Origin of the sequence: Citrobacter sp. R-1.5.2 (assembly GCF_035064245.1) — a bacterium.
Lineage (GTDB): Bacteria > Pseudomonadota > Gammaproteobacteria > Enterobacterales > Enterobacteriaceae > Citrobacter.
The window spans coordinates 434,156-447,750 of record NZ_JASEYC010000001.1 but is presented as its reverse complement, the minus strand read 5'-3'; the positions used below and the strand labels follow the sequence as shown (position 1 = coordinate 447,750).

Annotated in this window: 15 protein-coding genes and 1 other annotated feature; of the genes, 4 read left to right on the top strand and 11 right to left on the bottom strand. The window is 52.7% G+C overall.

Annotation, left to right across the window (positions count from 1 at the left end; genetic code table 11):
• Window positions 1-11 precede the first annotated feature (11 nt).
• From chuS to QMN38_RS02155, 4 genes are read left to right on the top strand one after another with little or no spacing between them, the layout of a single operon-like run.
• A complete protein-coding gene (gene chuS / locus QMN38_RS02170; RefSeq protein ID WP_323604384.1) occupies window positions 12-1,040 on the top strand; it encodes a hematinate-forming heme oxygenase ChuS in 1,029 nt (342 codons plus the stop codon).
• The gene (locus QMN38_RS02165; RefSeq protein WP_323604383.1) at window positions 1,037-1,858 is read left to right on the top strand and encodes a heme/hemin ABC transporter substrate-binding protein; all 822 of its coding nucleotides are present in this window, start codon (window positions 1,037-1,039) and stop codon (window positions 1,856-1,858) included. The genes chuS and QMN38_RS02165 overlap by 4 nt, the downstream gene beginning before the upstream one ends.
• The gene (locus QMN38_RS02160; RefSeq protein ID WP_323604382.1) at window positions 1,858-2,850 is read left to right on the top strand and encodes a FecCD family ABC transporter permease; all 993 of its coding nucleotides are present in this window, start codon (window positions 1,858-1,860) and stop codon (window positions 2,848-2,850) included. The genes QMN38_RS02165 and QMN38_RS02160 overlap by 1 nt, the downstream gene beginning before the upstream one ends.
• Window positions 2,843-3,622 carry a heme ABC transporter ATP-binding protein gene (locus QMN38_RS02155; protein ID WP_323604381.1) on the top strand — a complete coding sequence of 260 codons (780 nt, stop codon included), beginning with the start codon at window positions 2,843-2,845 and terminating at the stop codon, window positions 3,620-3,622. Before QMN38_RS02160 ends, QMN38_RS02155 begins: the two co-directional genes overlap by 8 nt.
• Here QMN38_RS02155 and selO read toward each other — a convergent pair.
• The 11 genes from selO to rplT all read right to left on the bottom strand — a co-directional run bounded on the left by selO (window position 3,619) and on the right by rplT (window position 13,587).
• On the bottom strand, window positions 3,619-5,061 hold the full coding sequence (selO, locus tag QMN38_RS02150; RefSeq protein ID WP_323604380.1) for a protein adenylyltransferase SelO: 1,443 nt from the start codon (window positions 5,059-5,061) through the stop codon (window positions 3,619-3,621). The genes QMN38_RS02155 and selO overlap by 4 nt on opposite strands.
• 64 nt (window positions 5,062-5,125) lie before the next feature.
• On the bottom strand, window positions 5,126-5,836 hold the full coding sequence (locus QMN38_RS02145; RefSeq protein WP_271455365.1) for an EAL domain-containing protein: 711 nt from the start codon (window positions 5,834-5,836) through the stop codon (window positions 5,126-5,128).
• Between the two features lie 316 nt (window positions 5,837-6,152).
• Window positions 6,153-6,617, bottom strand: a complete 465-nt coding sequence (locus tag QMN38_RS02140; RefSeq protein WP_005120307.1) for an NlpC/P60 family protein — start codon at window positions 6,615-6,617, stop codon at window positions 6,153-6,155.
• A gap of 77 nt (window positions 6,618-6,694) precedes the next feature.
• Window positions 6,695-7,444: a vitamin B12 ABC transporter ATP-binding protein BtuD gene (gene btuD, locus QMN38_RS02135; RefSeq protein ID WP_271449090.1), complete on the bottom strand. Its 750-nt coding sequence runs from the start codon at window positions 7,442-7,444 to the stop codon at window positions 6,695-6,697.
• The gene (locus QMN38_RS02130) at window positions 7,444-7,995 is read right to left on the bottom strand and encodes a glutathione peroxidase (protein ID WP_271440757.1); all 552 of its coding nucleotides are present in this window, start codon (window positions 7,993-7,995) and stop codon (window positions 7,444-7,446) included. Before QMN38_RS02130 ends, btuD begins: the two co-directional genes overlap by 1 nt.
• 74 nt (window positions 7,996-8,069) lie before the next feature.
• Complete coding sequence (gene btuC, locus QMN38_RS02125; RefSeq protein WP_271449091.1) at window positions 8,070-9,050, bottom strand: vitamin B12 ABC transporter permease BtuC; 981 nt, start codon at window positions 9,048-9,050, stop codon at window positions 8,070-8,072.
• Between the two features lie 120 nt (window positions 9,051-9,170).
• Window positions 9,171-9,470, bottom strand: a complete 300-nt coding sequence (gene ihfA, locus QMN38_RS02120) for an integration host factor subunit alpha (protein ID WP_003030571.1) — start codon at window positions 9,468-9,470, stop codon at window positions 9,171-9,173.
• A gap of 4 nt (window positions 9,471-9,474) precedes the next feature.
• On the bottom strand, window positions 9,475-11,862 hold the full coding sequence (pheT, locus tag QMN38_RS02115; protein ID WP_271449092.1) for a phenylalanine--tRNA ligase subunit beta: 2,388 nt from the start codon (window positions 11,860-11,862) through the stop codon (window positions 9,475-9,477).
• Between the two features lie 15 nt (window positions 11,863-11,877).
• The gene (gene pheS, locus QMN38_RS02110; protein WP_137383362.1) at window positions 11,878-12,861 is read right to left on the bottom strand and encodes a phenylalanine--tRNA ligase subunit alpha; all 984 of its coding nucleotides are present in this window, start codon (window positions 12,859-12,861) and stop codon (window positions 11,878-11,880) included.
• A gap of 124 nt (window positions 12,862-12,985) precedes the next feature.
• Window positions 12,986-13,110 (bottom strand) — a sequence feature (Phe leader region).
• Window positions 13,061-13,105 carry a pheST operon leader peptide PheM gene (pheM, locus tag QMN38_RS02105; RefSeq protein ID WP_001386830.1) on the bottom strand — a complete coding sequence of 15 codons (45 nt, stop codon included), beginning with the start codon at window positions 13,103-13,105 and terminating at the stop codon, window positions 13,061-13,063. It overlaps the preceding feature by 45 nt.
• A gap of 120 nt (window positions 13,111-13,230) precedes the next feature.
• Complete coding sequence (rplT, locus tag QMN38_RS02100; protein ID WP_003030578.1) at window positions 13,231-13,587, bottom strand: 50S ribosomal protein L20; 357 nt, start codon at window positions 13,585-13,587, stop codon at window positions 13,231-13,233.
• Window positions 13,588-13,595 lie beyond the last annotated feature (8 nt).

The window sequence follows — 13,595 nt, the reverse complement described above, 5'->3', positions numbered from 1 at the left end:
AGGAAGAGGCAATGAATCACTACACACGCTGGCTGGAACTGAAAAAAGAACATCCTGGAAAATATGCCCGTGACATCGCAGGGTTGATGAACATTAGCGAAGCTGAACTGACCTTCGCACGCGTCGGTCATGACGCGTGGCGTTTACGCGGCGAAGTGCGCGAGATCCTGGGCGCTCTGGAAACCGTAGGCGAAACAAAATGTATTTGCCGTAATGAATATGCAGTGCATGAACAAACCGGTGCCTTTACCAACCAACACCTTAACGGTCATGCCGGGCTGGTACTGAACCCACGCGCCCTCGATTTACGTCTGTTCCTGAACCAGTGGGCCAGCGCCTTCCATATCAGCGAAACCACCGCCCGTGGCGAACGTCAAAGTATCCAATTTTTCGACCATCAGGGTGATGCGCTGCTGAAGGTTTATGTCACGGAGAATACCGATATTACCGCATGGGGTTCGCTGCTGACCCGTTTCATCTTTGCAGAAAACCCGCCGCTGACGCTGCAAACTGTCGAACCCGTCGTTCCCGCCGTTAACGTAGACGCTGCGACAGTGGACAAAGAGTGGCGCGCCATGACCGATGTTCATCAGTTCTTCGGCCTACTGAAGCGCCATAATCTGACCCGCCAACATGCATTTAATCTGGTAGGTGACGACCTAGCCTGTAAAGTCAGTAATGGCGCGTTGGCACAGTTACTCGAAACCACACAACAAGATGGCAACGAAATCATGGTATTTGTGGGTAATCGCGGCTGCGTGCAGATCTTTACCGGCGTGGTAGAAAAACTGGTGCCGATGAAAGGCTGGCTCAATATTTTCAACCCGACCTTTACCCTGCATCTGCTGGAAGAGCGCGTCGCCGAAACGTGGGTAACACGTAAACCGACCGCCGATGGTCACGTGACCAGCCTGGAGTTGTTTGCCGCAGATGGCACGCAAATCGCCCAGCTTTATGGACAGCGTACGGAAGGTGAACCGGAGCAGGCACAATGGCGAGCGCAGATCGATGCCTTAACGCCAAAAGGACTGGCCGCATGAAAAAACTGCTGGTCCTGATTGCGCTGCTGCCCATCGCAGCGCTGGCTGCTGACGAAGAACGCGTTGTGGCTCTCGGTGGTGATGTCACCGAGATTGTATACGCACTGGGAGCACAGTCTTCCCTTGTGGCGCGAGACAGCACCAGCCAGTGGCCTGAAGCGGCAAACACGCTACCGGATGTTGGTTATTTACGCCAACTCAACGCTGAAGGGATCCTGGCTACCCGCCCTACGCTGGTGCTAGCCAGCGCACAAGCGCAGCCTTCTCTGGCGCTAAAACAGCTTGAGCAGAGCAACGTCAGGGTTGTCACGATCCCGGCGAGTAACGATCTTAACGTGATTGATGAAAAAATTCGCGTCATCGCCAAAGCCACCCATCGGGAGGCTGACGGTGAAACGCTGCGCACCCGCTTACGTCAGGAAATGACGGTATTGCCGTCATCTGAACTTAACAAACGCGTGCTGTTTATTCTCAATCATGGCGGGATGACCTCGATGGCGGCGGGCCAGCATACCGGAGCCGATGCCGCTATTCGCGCGGCCGGTTTACGTAACGCAATGCAGGGTTTTAGCCGTTACCAGCCGTTATCACAAGAAGGCGTAATAGCCAGCCAGCCCGACCTGGTGGTGATCTCACGGGATGGTATTCAGGCCGTTGGTGGTGAAGCTAACCTGTGGGCACTGCCTGGACTTGCGCAAACGCCTGCCGGGCGCAATAAGCAGGTACTGCAGATTGATGATATGGCATTACTGGGCTTTAGCGTTCGCACGCCACAGGCCATTTTGCAGCTACGCGCCAAAGCGGAGCAATTGCCCTGATGACCCGACGAATCACCTGCTCGTTATGGACGCTGGCCTTTATGCTGGGTGTCATGACGATACTGGCGACCGGTTTTGGCGCGTTGCGCCTGCCGGTAAGCCTGCTCTGGCAGGGCGGAGATGACGCTTTGCGTCAAATCTGGCTCACCATTCGGCTACCGCGCGTTCTGCTCGCGCTGGTGATTGGCGGCTCACTGGCACTGGCTGGTTGCGTCATGCAGGGATTGTTTCGCAACCCGCTTGCCGACCCAGGGCTACTGGGCATTAGCAGCGGTGCGGCCTGCGCCGTCGCCCTGTGGGTAGTGTTACCGGTCTCATTACCCGCGTTACTCATGCTGTATGCGCCAATGATGGCGGCATTTCTCGGGGCACTGGCTGCCACCGTGGTGATTTTTATCCTCAGCCAACAGCGTGGCGGTTCGCTATCGCGTCTGTTGTTGGTCGGAATTGCCATCAACGCACTCTGCGGGGCGGCGGTCGGCGTTCTGTCGTGGATCAGCAATGATGCGCAACTGCGCCAGTTGTCACTTTGGGGGATGGGCAGTTTGGGTTCGGCGCAGTGGTCAACACTACTGGCCGTCACCTCGCTAATGCTCCCAACAGTGCTGGTTATCTGGCGCCTGGCTGCGGCACTGAACCTGTTACAACTGGGTGAGGAGGAGGCGCATTATCTCGGCGTTGATGTCCGGACGATCCAGCGTATTTTGTTGTTGTGCAGCGCATTACTCGTGGCCGCTGCTGTAGCGGTCAGCGGAGTCATTGGGTTCATCGGTTTGGTTGTTCCGCATTTAATGCGTATGTGGCTCGGCTCAGACCATCGGGCCGTGATCCCCGGTTCTGTTCTGGCTGGCGCATTTTTACTACTGATTGCCGATACTCTCGCCCGCACCGCAGTTGCGCCTGCGGAAATGCCCGTTGGTCTGCTGACCAGTATTCTCGGTGCGCCATGGTTTTTATGGCTTATTTTTCGTCAGCGAGGAGCGCATGACTGAACATTTTATTGCAGAAGGGCTTCACTATCGCCTTGCTGGTCGCTCAGTTATTGACGACGTATCGCTCAAACTTGCTAAAGGTGAACTGGTCGCGCTAATCGGGCCGAATGGTGCGGGAAAATCCACCCTGCTACGTCTGTTGACCGGCTTTCTAAAACCGACTGCCGGACACTGTTTGTTGGATGGCAAATCACTGGCTGACTGGAGTACGCAGACGCTGTCGCGCCATCGCGCGGTTATGCGTCAGCAAACGCAGGTAGGTTTTGACTGGCAGACAGAAGCCGTCATCGCGATGGGCCGCGCACCCTGGACCCAACAGCAGGAACCCCGACTTATCGCTCAGGTAATGGAAATGACCGGATGCACACCGTTGGCGGGCCGGCAATACGCCGCGCTTTCCGGTGGCGAACAACAGCGAGTGCAGTTGGCCCGTGCACTGGCACAACTTTGGTGCAACGGCGCGCCTCACGGCTGGTTATTCCTTGATGAACCCACCTCTGCGCTGGATCTTTATCACCAGCAGCACCTGTTACGCTTGCTGAAGACGCTAACCGCTTCGGGAGAGCTGCATGTGTGCATTGTGCTTCACGATCTCAATCTGGCAGCACTGTGGGCTGACCGGATCATACTGCTCCATCAAGGAAGCATTGTGTCTCAAGGGAGACCCGACGCCGTGTTACAGGCTGATGATCTGATGCGCTGGTATGGTGCTCAGGTTCACGTTGGCCAACACCCGGCCAACGCATCCCCACAAGTTTTTCTCGCACCTTAGCTGGAACAACTTACCTCCAGCCGTTTACCCCAGTCAGGTGGACGGCTGATATAATCATCATCCCGATCGATAAACGGCGAACGTAACGCAGCGTGTAACCGATGTAGTTCGGTATAATCACCCTGCTCTGCCTGGCTTATTGCCCGCTGAGCCAGCCAGTTACGTAGCACCATAGCCGGATTCGCCGTCTTCATCTGCGCTTGTCTGACAACATCAGCTACATTGTCTTGTTGCAGGCGCGTGCGGTAACGTGTGAACCAGTCGTCGAATGCCGCACGGTCAATAAACTCATCGCGCAGTGGGGACAAGGCACTGTGTTGTTCCGTTTGGCTGAGCATGCGGAACGTTCGCGTGTAGTCGCTACCTTCCCGCGCCATCAGGCTAAACAGTTCGCTAAGGATTTCGTTATCGTTTTTCTGCTCGCTAAAGAAACCCAGTTTTTGCCGCATGCGTTGCCCATAGCGGGTGAGCAAGGCCAGTTGATATCCGTCCAGCGCATCATTGAGCACATCAACCGGAATGAATGGCGACAGCGTCTGCGCCAGACGTTGTAGGTTCCACAACGCCGCAGCAGGCTGATTATCAAAACTATAGCGCCCCTGATGATCGGAGTGGTTGCAGATAAAATCTGGCACGTAATCATCAAGGAAACCGAAGGGACCATAATCCATCGTCAGGCCAAGAATCGACATGTTGTCCGTGTTCATCACCCCATGCGCAAAGCCTACGGCTTGCCAGTCGGCCATTAACACCGCGGTGCGCGTAACAACATCCGTAAACCACAACTGATACTTATCCGCCTCTTCCTGCCATTGTGGCCAGTAATGACGGATCGCAAAGTCAGCAAGCTGGCGTACTTTTTCCGGTTCACGACGATAATAAAAGTGCTCAAAATGACCGAAACGCATATGGCTTTGTGCCACGCGAATAAGCATCGCGCCTGCTTCAGTGGTCTCTCGCTGCACCGGAGTCTCGCTGGTGACAATCGACAAGGCCCGGGTTGTGGGTATCCCCAAATAATGCATGGCTTCACTGGCCAGGCTCTCTCTAATCGTCGAGCGCAGCACGGCGCGCCCATCCCCCATGCGGGAATAAGGCGTTAATCCAGCGCCTTTCAGATGCCAGTCAAGGGTTGTGCCATCTGCAAGCAATTGCTCACCCAGCAGAATCCCTCGTCCATCGCCGAGTTGCCCGGCCCAGACACCGAACTGATGCCCGCTGTAGACTTGTGCCAATGGCGACATCCCAGGTAGTAGCGATTCGCCCCCCCATACACCTGCCCCACCAGAAACATCAAACAACGCATCTGGAATACCCAATTGCGCAGCCAGAGCATCGTTATGCCAGATTATGTGCGCGTTTTTCAGGGGGGTGGGCGAAAGAGCGGTATAGGTTGCTGGTAATTCATCACGCCAGCGAGTAGTAAAAGACAGGGTCATAGGGCCTCCTGTCTCTAGTGTAGACTGTTAATAGCCTGTTAAACACCAGCAAATAAAAGGGTTATCATTTTACCAGTGAAATGATCTTTGCAGGTGATACCGCCGGCCACAGTCCTCCTTGCATAGCGCCGAATCCCAAAGGCAATACCCGCGCCAGCATCTCCTGTGTATCAATACCGCTAATGATGATTGATTCACAACTGGGGGATAATTGCGCCAGAATAGCCCGCATAAACGGCTCAAACGAAATATGTGTAATCCTTTGTTGAACAAAGTTTTTATCCAGCACGACACGTTTGAACAGACCATCAAAAATTGCCCGCGTGGATATGCCCCCGGCACCGTAGTTTGTCAGTATTAATGGGAACCGCGCAGCCAGAGCCGCCAGTGTGGGATTTTCTTTGCCACTGTTTAACTCCGGATAACTTTCATTAATCGTCAGTTCAATAAATGAAAATCGTTCAACACGTGAAGCATATTCTGCGTCTGATAATAAAGTATTAGCAACCGCTGGCGTTAAATTAATCCAGGCCGGAATTTTGCGTTGAATAAAAAAGTGTTGGCACGTTTCGATTAATTCCAGCTTCTCGGCAAATAAACGACATTGCTCGTCGTCTGACATCCGGGGCATAACCAGCTCTGTTGGCATGCGTACGTTGCCATCCGGGCTGACAAAGTTTGTAACAATATCGACGAACTCAAGGTCACCTTTTTCACTTCGTGCAGGAAGAAAAGAGAACTCTGAATGATAAAGATAATCCAGTGAAACAATCATTGTGCCAGCCCCTCTGCATGGGTGTAATCCGGCATCCTGTAGCAAAGGATGGAAAAATACGTTGCTGCTGATACAAATAGAGGCCCTTTCATTTTTCCCTTTTTAGCCAGTAAATCGAATCCTTTTTTTTTAGCTTATCCTGATTATAAACGAATATCCAGCTTTGCACTTTTTAATATCTCGGGATAAATCATATTTTTAGCAAGATACGCTCTTAACGTTTGGGGTTATTGACCGACAAACAGCAGAAGTGAAAGTTGACATTTAAAATGAGGATGACGAGAAAGCCGCGAGCCGCTCTCGTCACCCGTAATGATTAAATTCGGCGTGCCTGCCAAAAGTTTTTACGCCAGTAGACGTTATCCAGTGAAGAACGCATCACTCCGCGACTGGTTGAAGCATGGATAAATTGATTATTGGTATCGTAAATTCCGACATGCAGACCACTTTCACCGGAACCCGTTTTAAAGAAAACCAGATCGCCGGGTAGCAAATCATCTTTATCGATCTCGGTACCAATCTTTGATTGAGTACGTGTGTCTCGCGGTAATTGAAGATCGAATTGATCACGCATCGTCATCAACACAAATCCCGAACAATCCACCCCGCTACGGCTCATACCGCCATAGCGATAGGGAGTGCCATGCCAGGTTTGCAACTGATCGTTAAGACCCGCGATAACGGCGATAGAGTCCGACAGTCGGGCATTCGGCGCAGGAGCTCGATGGCTGCTGCACCCCGCCAAAAACAATGCTGTGATGAAAAGGAGCCAAAAGCGCATTCAGGACGAATCCTCTGATTTTTATTTTTGTGTCAATTTAGCGTGGAAATTATGTGATTTTCAAGAACCCATTTAACTTAAGTGGTTGATATGAGCATTCTGTGGCCTTCAATATCCAGGCGACGGAAATTTACACCATAGGCCAACGACAAATTTGCTGGCGTCAGCACCACATCACGCGAACCGCTCGCCAGCAGCTTTCCGCGTTTGAGCAACCACGCCTTGTGCGCATGGCGTAGCGTATGGTTAAGATCATGACTGCTCATCACAATGGCGATTCCTTGCAGACACAGCTGGCTCAACAATCTATCCAGCGCGTTTTGTTGCGCCACGTCCAGGCTATTCATCGGCTCATCCAGCAACAAAAGTTGCCCATGCGGATTAGACTGTGGACTCATTTGCAGAATGACGGCCGCCAGACGCACACGTTGCCATTCCCCCCCTGACAGCTGATTTACACCACGTCCCAGTTTATCTCCCAGCCCAAGCGCATCAGCCACCTCCTGCAGCAGGTCTGTTCGCGCTTTATCAGGCTGATGCAGCGTCAGAAAATGCCAGACCGGCATCGCAAATGGCGGATTTTGCTGTTGCGCAAGATAAGCACGATACTGCGCCAGCTTCGCTGCCGGCCAGTCTCCGAGCGGTGTATCACCAAAGGTGATGCTTCCCTCTCCCGTCGTCAGTCCCGCCATTCGCGCCAACAACGTACTTTTCCCCGCGCCGTTGGGGCCCACTAAATGCAGGATCTCTCCTGCTTTAATTTCACCAGATAGCGGGCCGAGTCGGGTAGATTCCGCAACATCCTGTAGCAGCATTAATCGGGACATTAGTTGGCCAATGCAGTCTTTATAGCGTGGACAAGAATCGGGTCCTCAGGCGTCATATCAGGTGAATAACGCTGCAGCACCTGCCCATCCCGACCGACTAAGAACTTCTCAAAGTTCCACAGAATATCGTCCGGGTAGAGTGGTGCGCGGCCTTTACTCGCCATGCGCGCATAAAATCCGCTATCTGCAGGTGCAACCGCCGTGGGTGCCGCATCAATCAGTTTCTGATACAACGGATGGCGGGCTTCGCCATTGACATCAATCTTACTGAACATCGGGAAGGTAACGCCCCAGGTTGTGCTGCAATATGTCTTAATCTCGTCTTCACTGCCGGGCTCCTGCCCCAGAAACTGGTTGCAGGGGAATCCCAGAACGGTGAAACCCTGCCCATGCCAGGCTTTCTGCAGGTTTTCCAGTTGCTCATACTGCGGTGTTAACCCACATTTTGAGGCTACGTTGACAATTAGCAGTACATTTCCGGCATACGCCTGCAATGAGGTCGCCTCGCCGTCGATGGTTGTCACTTCCGTATTAAAAAGCGTGTTTTGCATAGCATCTCCAGAACAACAGGTGAATAGTGGAATGACCCTGTTCAGCTTTTAAGCATAGACCGAACCTGCACTTTCTAGCGCGCAGCTTTTAACAATAACCAGATAAATACCGGTGCACCCATAGTGGCTGTCACCACACCAATGGGTAATTCAGCCGATGCCAGTACCAGACGTGCGACGACATCAGCAAACAGTAGTGCAATTGCCCCTGCCAACGCACACCCAGGGAGTAAAACGCGGTGGTCGGTTAATCCACACAGTCGCAGAATATGGGGGATTACCAGCCCGATAAAACCAATTGCCCCTGCCAGCGCCACGCTCACGCCAACCATCCATCCCGTGGCAACCACCAGCAGGTTGCGCCAGAACCATAAAGGCAGCCCCAGCTGGCGCGCGGAGGTTTCGCCCAGCGCCAGCATATTCATCGGCTGCGACTGGCAACAAATCCACAGCAATACGGGGAGCAACGCGACCATGAGCCAGGCCTGATGCCAGTCTACGCCACCGAAGCCCCCCATCATCCAGTACATCAACTGTCGAAGATCAAAAGAGGTGGAAAAATAGATAGCCCAGGTCATCAGAGCGCTGCAGATAATCCCCAGCGCCACGCCTGCCAACAGCAAACGACTGGTCGATAAATGTCGACGGGCAAAACGAAGAAGAATGAGAGTGATAATCAGCGCACCAGCAATGGCGCATAGGCCCAATGCCCAGCCGGGCAATTGCCCTTGCCCCAACAGCACAGCCGCAATAAGCCCTACCCCCGCGCCATTAGACACACCGAGTAAGCCAGGCTCCGCGAGCGGATTTTCAAACAGCGCCTGCATCACCGCGCCAGCCAGGGCCAGTGCGGCACCTACCAGCAATACGGCAAGTGTACGGGGCAGCCGAATTTGCCAGACAAACAGATCGCCACGAGCGCTAAACCAATCGCCGGGAGCAATCCACTGTTCTCCTGCGCACAAACTTATCATGGTTGCCAGCAGCATCAGCACTGACAGAGACAGTATCCAGCGCACGTTTCGTCGCTGCTGTTGATGGGCGAAAGTCAGCATGTTTTCCATTCTGCTGAAAAAAGATGGGGAGATTCTACGGTGCTGATTCAGTAGTGAAAAGGAAAAAGGCCGCATAGCGGCCTTTTTAGTTATACGCGTCATACTTTGCGTATCGTTAAATCACTCTTCTTTGGGCGTTGCGTTTTCAACCCGGCTTTTTAACTTCTGCCCGGGTCTGAAGGTCACCACGCGCCGTGCTGTAATGGGAATATCTTCGCCCGTTTTCGGGTTACGTCCCGGACGTTGATTCTTATCACGCAGATCGAAGTTACCAAAACCAGAGAGTTTTACCTGCTCACCATTTTCCAGAGCACGACGGATCTCTTCGAAAAACAGCTCGACCAGTTCTTTGGCATCCCGCTTGCTAAGCCCAAGCTTATCAAACAGATATTCTGACATTTCAGCTTTTGTAAGCGCCATAGGTTCAATCCCTCAATGATGCCTGGAATCGCTCTTTTAATGCCTCTACACATTTGGCGACGGTAGCGGCAATCTCCTCTTCTTCAAGTGTACGGCTGGTATCCTGAAGGATCAGGCTGATAGCGAGGCTCTTATAACCCTCCGCAACACCCTTACCGCGGTACACGTCAAACAAGTTTACGCCAACTACCTGATTTACGCCAACTTTCTTACATTCGGATAAAATATCCGCTGCGGGAACGTTTTCTGCCACAACAACAGCGATGTCACGGCGGTTCGCCGGGAAGCGAGAAACTTCACGCGCCTGAGGCACCACGCGGTCTGCGAGCTTATTCCACTCCAGTTCGAACACCAGAGTGCGACCGTTCAGATCCAGTTTACGTTCCAGTTCAGGATGAACAACCCCAATGAAACCAATACGTTCACCTTTCAGATAAATCGCCGCAGACTGACCCGGATGCAGGGCCGGATTCGCTTCAGCTTTGAACTGGATGTCCGCCAGTTTGCCGGTCAGGTCGAGAACCGCTTCCAGATCGCCCTTCAGATCATAGAAATCAACCGTCTCTTTCGTCAGATTCCAGTGTTCATCATGACGGTTGCCGCAGATCACGCCCGCCAGCATCAGATCCTGACGGATCCCAAGGTTAGCCTGCGTATCCGGTACAAAACGCAAACCCGTCTCAAAAATACGCACACGGTTTTGCTGACGGTTTTGGTTATAAACCACCGTTGAAAGCAAACCGGTCCACAGAGACAGACGCATTGCTGACATATCGATAGAGATTGGGCTTGGCAGCAGCAACGCCTCTTCTCCCGGATGCAACAACGACTGGACTTTAGGATCAACAAAGCTGTAGGTGATAACTTCCTGGTAGCCTTTGTCATTCAGCATGGTTTTAACACGTTTCAGCGAGAGATCCGCTTCACGATGCTCACCCATGATGAGTCCTGCCTGAATTGGGGTATTCGGGATATTGTCGTAACCGTATACGCGGGCGATTTCTTCGACCAGATCTTCTTCAATCTCCATATCGAAACGCCAGCTCGGCGCGACAGCCTTCCACTCGCCCTGGCCTTCAGTCACTTCACAGCCCAGACGACGCAGAATATCGCTCACCTGCTCATCGGCAATAGGGTGGCCGATCAGGCGATCCAGTTTGCTACGACGCAGCGTAATAGTGGCACGCTTCGGCAACGTCGCTTCGTTGGTCACATCAATCACTGGGCCGGCTTCGCCGCCACAGATATCAATCAGCAGACGCGTTGCACGTTCCATTGCTTTGTACTGCAGCGCAGGATCGACACCACGCTCATAACGGTGAGAAGCATCGGTGTGCAGGCCGTGACGGCGCGCGCGACCGGTAATAGACAACGGGCTGAAGAACGCGCATTCCAGCAGAACGTTTTGCGTTTCATCGTTCACACCAGAGTGCTCACCACCAAAGATCCCCCCCATGGCCAGCGCTTTGTTGTGGTCAGCAATCACCAGCGTATCCGCACTCAGTTTTGCTTCACTGCCGTCGAGCAGGACCAGGGTTTCCCCTTCTTTTGCCATACGCACGACAATTCCGCCTTCAATGCGGTCTTTGTCGAATGCGTGCATCGGCTGGCCCAGTTCGAGCAGCACATAGTTAGTCACGTCAACCACTGCATCGATGGAGCGAATACCGCAACGGCGCAGTTTCTCTTTCATCCACAGTGGCGTAGGCGCTTTCACGTTGATACCTTTCACCACACGACCCAAATAGCGTGGGCACGCGTCAGCAGCATCGACCTGAATAGGCAGTACATCGTTAATGGTCGCCGCTACCGGGGTGATTTCCGGTTCAACCAGCGGAGCTTTGTTCAGCACAGCCACATCGCGCGCAACACCGATAATGCCTAAGCAGTCGGCACGGTTCGGCGTAACGCTGATTTCAATGGTGTTATCGTTGAGTTTCAGATATTCACGGATGTCGGTGCCAATCGGCGCATCGGCAGGCAGTTCAATAATACCGTTATGATCGTCGGAAATACCCAGCTCAGAAAACGAGCACAGCATGCCTTCAGACGGCTCACCACGCAGTTTCGCCGCTTTGATTTTAAAATCACCCGGCAGAACGGCACCAATGGTCGCTACCGCAACTTTCAGTCCCTGGCGGCAGTTCGGCGCACCACAGACGATATCCAGCAGGCGATCGCCGCCGACATTCACTTTGGTGACGCGCAGTTTGTCAGCGTTCGGGTGCTGACCGCACTCAACTACTTCACCGACAACAACACCGTTAAATTCACCGGCAACGGCTTCCACACCATCAACTTCCAGGCCCGCCATCGTAATTTGGTTTGACAGCGCATCGCTATCAATTGCTGGGTTAACCCATTCGCGTAACCACAGTTCACTGAATTTCATTGTATTACCCTGCCTTTATTTAAACTGTTTGAGGAAACGCAGATCGTTTTCGAAGAAAGAACGCAGATCGGTAACGCCATAACGCAACATGGTCAGACGCTCCATCCCCATGCCGAAGGCAAAACCGGAGTAAATTTCTGGATCGATACCGACGTTACGCAGCACGTTCGGGTGAACCATACCGCAGCCCAGTACTTCCAGCCATTTTCCATTTTTACCCATGACGTCAACTTCCGCAGAAGGTTCAGTGAACGGGAAGTAAGAAGGACGGAAACGAACCTGCAGATCCTCTTCAAAGAAGTTACGCAGGAAATCGTGCAGCGTACCTTTCAGGTTGGTGAAGTTGATATTGGTATCAACGATCAGGCCTTCCATTTGATGGAACATCGGGGTGTGCGTCTGATCGTAGTCGTTACGATATACACGGCCCGGCGCAATGATGCGGATCGGCGGCTGTTTTTCTTTCATGGTGCGGATCTGCACGCCGGAGGTCTGCGTACGCAGCAGACGCGTTGCGTCAAACCAAAAGGTATCGTGGTCGGCACGCGCCGGGTGATGGCCAGGAATATTCAGCGCGTCAAAGTTATGATAATCGTCCTCAATTTCTGGACCTGTTGCCACGGTAAAGCCCAGCTCACCGAAGAAACTTTCAATCCTGTCGATAGTACGTGTTACCGGGTGCAGTCCACCATTTTCGATACGGCGTCCCGGCAGGGAGATATCGATAGTTTCTTCAGCCAGGCGCGCGTTCAGTGCAGCATTTTCTAATTCGGCTTTACGCGCGTTCAGCGCTTGCTGTACCTGCTCTTTGGCTTCGTTGATTACCGCACCTGCTGCCGGGCGCTCTTCTGGTGGCAGCTCGCGCAGGGTTGTCATCTGAAGGGTCAAGTGCCCTTTCTTGCCCAAATATTCGACGCGGACATTGTCTAACGCGGCAACATCTGAAGCCTGGTTAATGGCGGCCGTTGCACTGGCAACCAGCTCTGCGAGATGTGACATGGTTTTCCTCGTTATGTTGCGATATTCACTAGTCGCTCGTATATACGCAAAATCATTCAAGTTGTATCAAGGCGGCAAAAGAGCGAATGCAGCCAACACAGAGACAACTTGAAGGATGACGCGTATAAAAAAAGCCTCCACCAGGGAGGCTTTTAGGCGCTGTTTTCCGTTTCTTCTTTCACGCGCAAGCCTCCTGAGTTCAGGTGCTAAAGTAAAAGAAGAAGCGGAAAATAGCAGCATTCATGCTTGCGTTACCTTGTGTGGTAAAAACCGGACAACCTTTATTGAAAAGGCTTACGGATAAATTGTCAACCAATTGATTGAACTACAAATAAAAGAGAGGGAGCCAGGCTCCCTCTTTTCACCGGCTTATGCCAGAGCTGCTTTCGCTTTTTCGACCAGAGCGGTGAACGCTACTTTGTCGAATACTGCGATGTCAGCCAGGATCTTACGGTCGATTTCAACAGAGGCTTTTTTCAGGCCGTTGATGAATTTGCTGTAAGAAATACCGTTCTGACGTGCTGCTGCGTTGATACGCGCAATCCACAGTTGACGGAACTGACGCTTTTTCTGACGACGGTCACGATAAGCGTACTGACCAGCTTTGATAACAGCCTGGAAGGCAACGCGGTATACGCGAGAACGCGCACCGTAGTAGCCTTTAGCTTGTTTCAAAATTTTCTTGTGACGTGCACGGGCAACTACACCACGTTTTACGCGAGCCATATGTGCTC

Excerpts from the sequence above, each read along its gene's own strand:
- btuC (WP_271449091.1), bottom strand. The coding sequence starts at position 9,050 with ATGCTGACTTTCGCCCATCAACAGCAGCGACGAAACGTGCGCTGGATA.
- selO (WP_323604380.1), bottom strand. The coding sequence starts at position 5,061 with ATGACCCTGTCTTTTACTACTCGCTGGCGTGATGAATTACCAGCAACC.
- btuD (WP_271449090.1), bottom strand. The coding sequence starts at position 7,444 with ATGTCCCGATTAATGCTGCTACAGGATGTTGCGGAATCTACCCGACTC.
- QMN38_RS02145 (WP_271455365.1), bottom strand. The coding sequence starts at position 5,836 with ATGATTGTTTCACTGGATTATCTTTATCATTCAGAGTTCTCTTTTCTT.
- pheT (WP_271449092.1), bottom strand. The coding sequence starts at position 11,862 with ATGAAATTCAGTGAACTGTGGTTACGCGAATGGGTTAACCCAGCAATT.
- chuS (WP_323604384.1), top strand. The coding sequence starts at position 12 with ATGAATCACTACACACGCTGGCTGGAACTGAAAAAAGAACATCCTGGA.
- QMN38_RS02130 (WP_271440757.1), bottom strand. The coding sequence starts at position 7,995 with ATGCAAAACACGCTTTTTAATACGGAAGTGACAACCATCGACGGCGAG.
- QMN38_RS02155 (WP_323604381.1), top strand. The coding sequence starts at position 2,843 with ATGACTGAACATTTTATTGCAGAAGGGCTTCACTATCGCCTTGCTGGT.
- QMN38_RS02165 (WP_323604383.1), top strand. The coding sequence starts at position 1,037 with ATGAAAAAACTGCTGGTCCTGATTGCGCTGCTGCCCATCGCAGCGCTG.
- rplT (WP_003030578.1), bottom strand. The coding sequence starts at position 13,587 with ATGGCTCGCGTAAAACGTGGTGTAGTTGCCCGTGCACGTCACAAGAAA.
- QMN38_RS02140 (WP_005120307.1), bottom strand. The coding sequence starts at position 6,617 with ATGCGCTTTTGGCTCCTTTTCATCACAGCATTGTTTTTGGCGGGGTGC.
- pheS (WP_137383362.1), bottom strand. The coding sequence starts at position 12,861 with ATGTCACATCTCGCAGAGCTGGTTGCCAGTGCAACGGCCGCCATTAAC.
- QMN38_RS02160 (WP_323604382.1), top strand. The coding sequence starts at position 1,858 with ATGACCCGACGAATCACCTGCTCGTTATGGACGCTGGCCTTTATGCTG.
- ihfA (WP_003030571.1), bottom strand. The coding sequence starts at position 9,470 with ATGGCGCTTACAAAAGCTGAAATGTCAGAATATCTGTTTGATAAGCTT.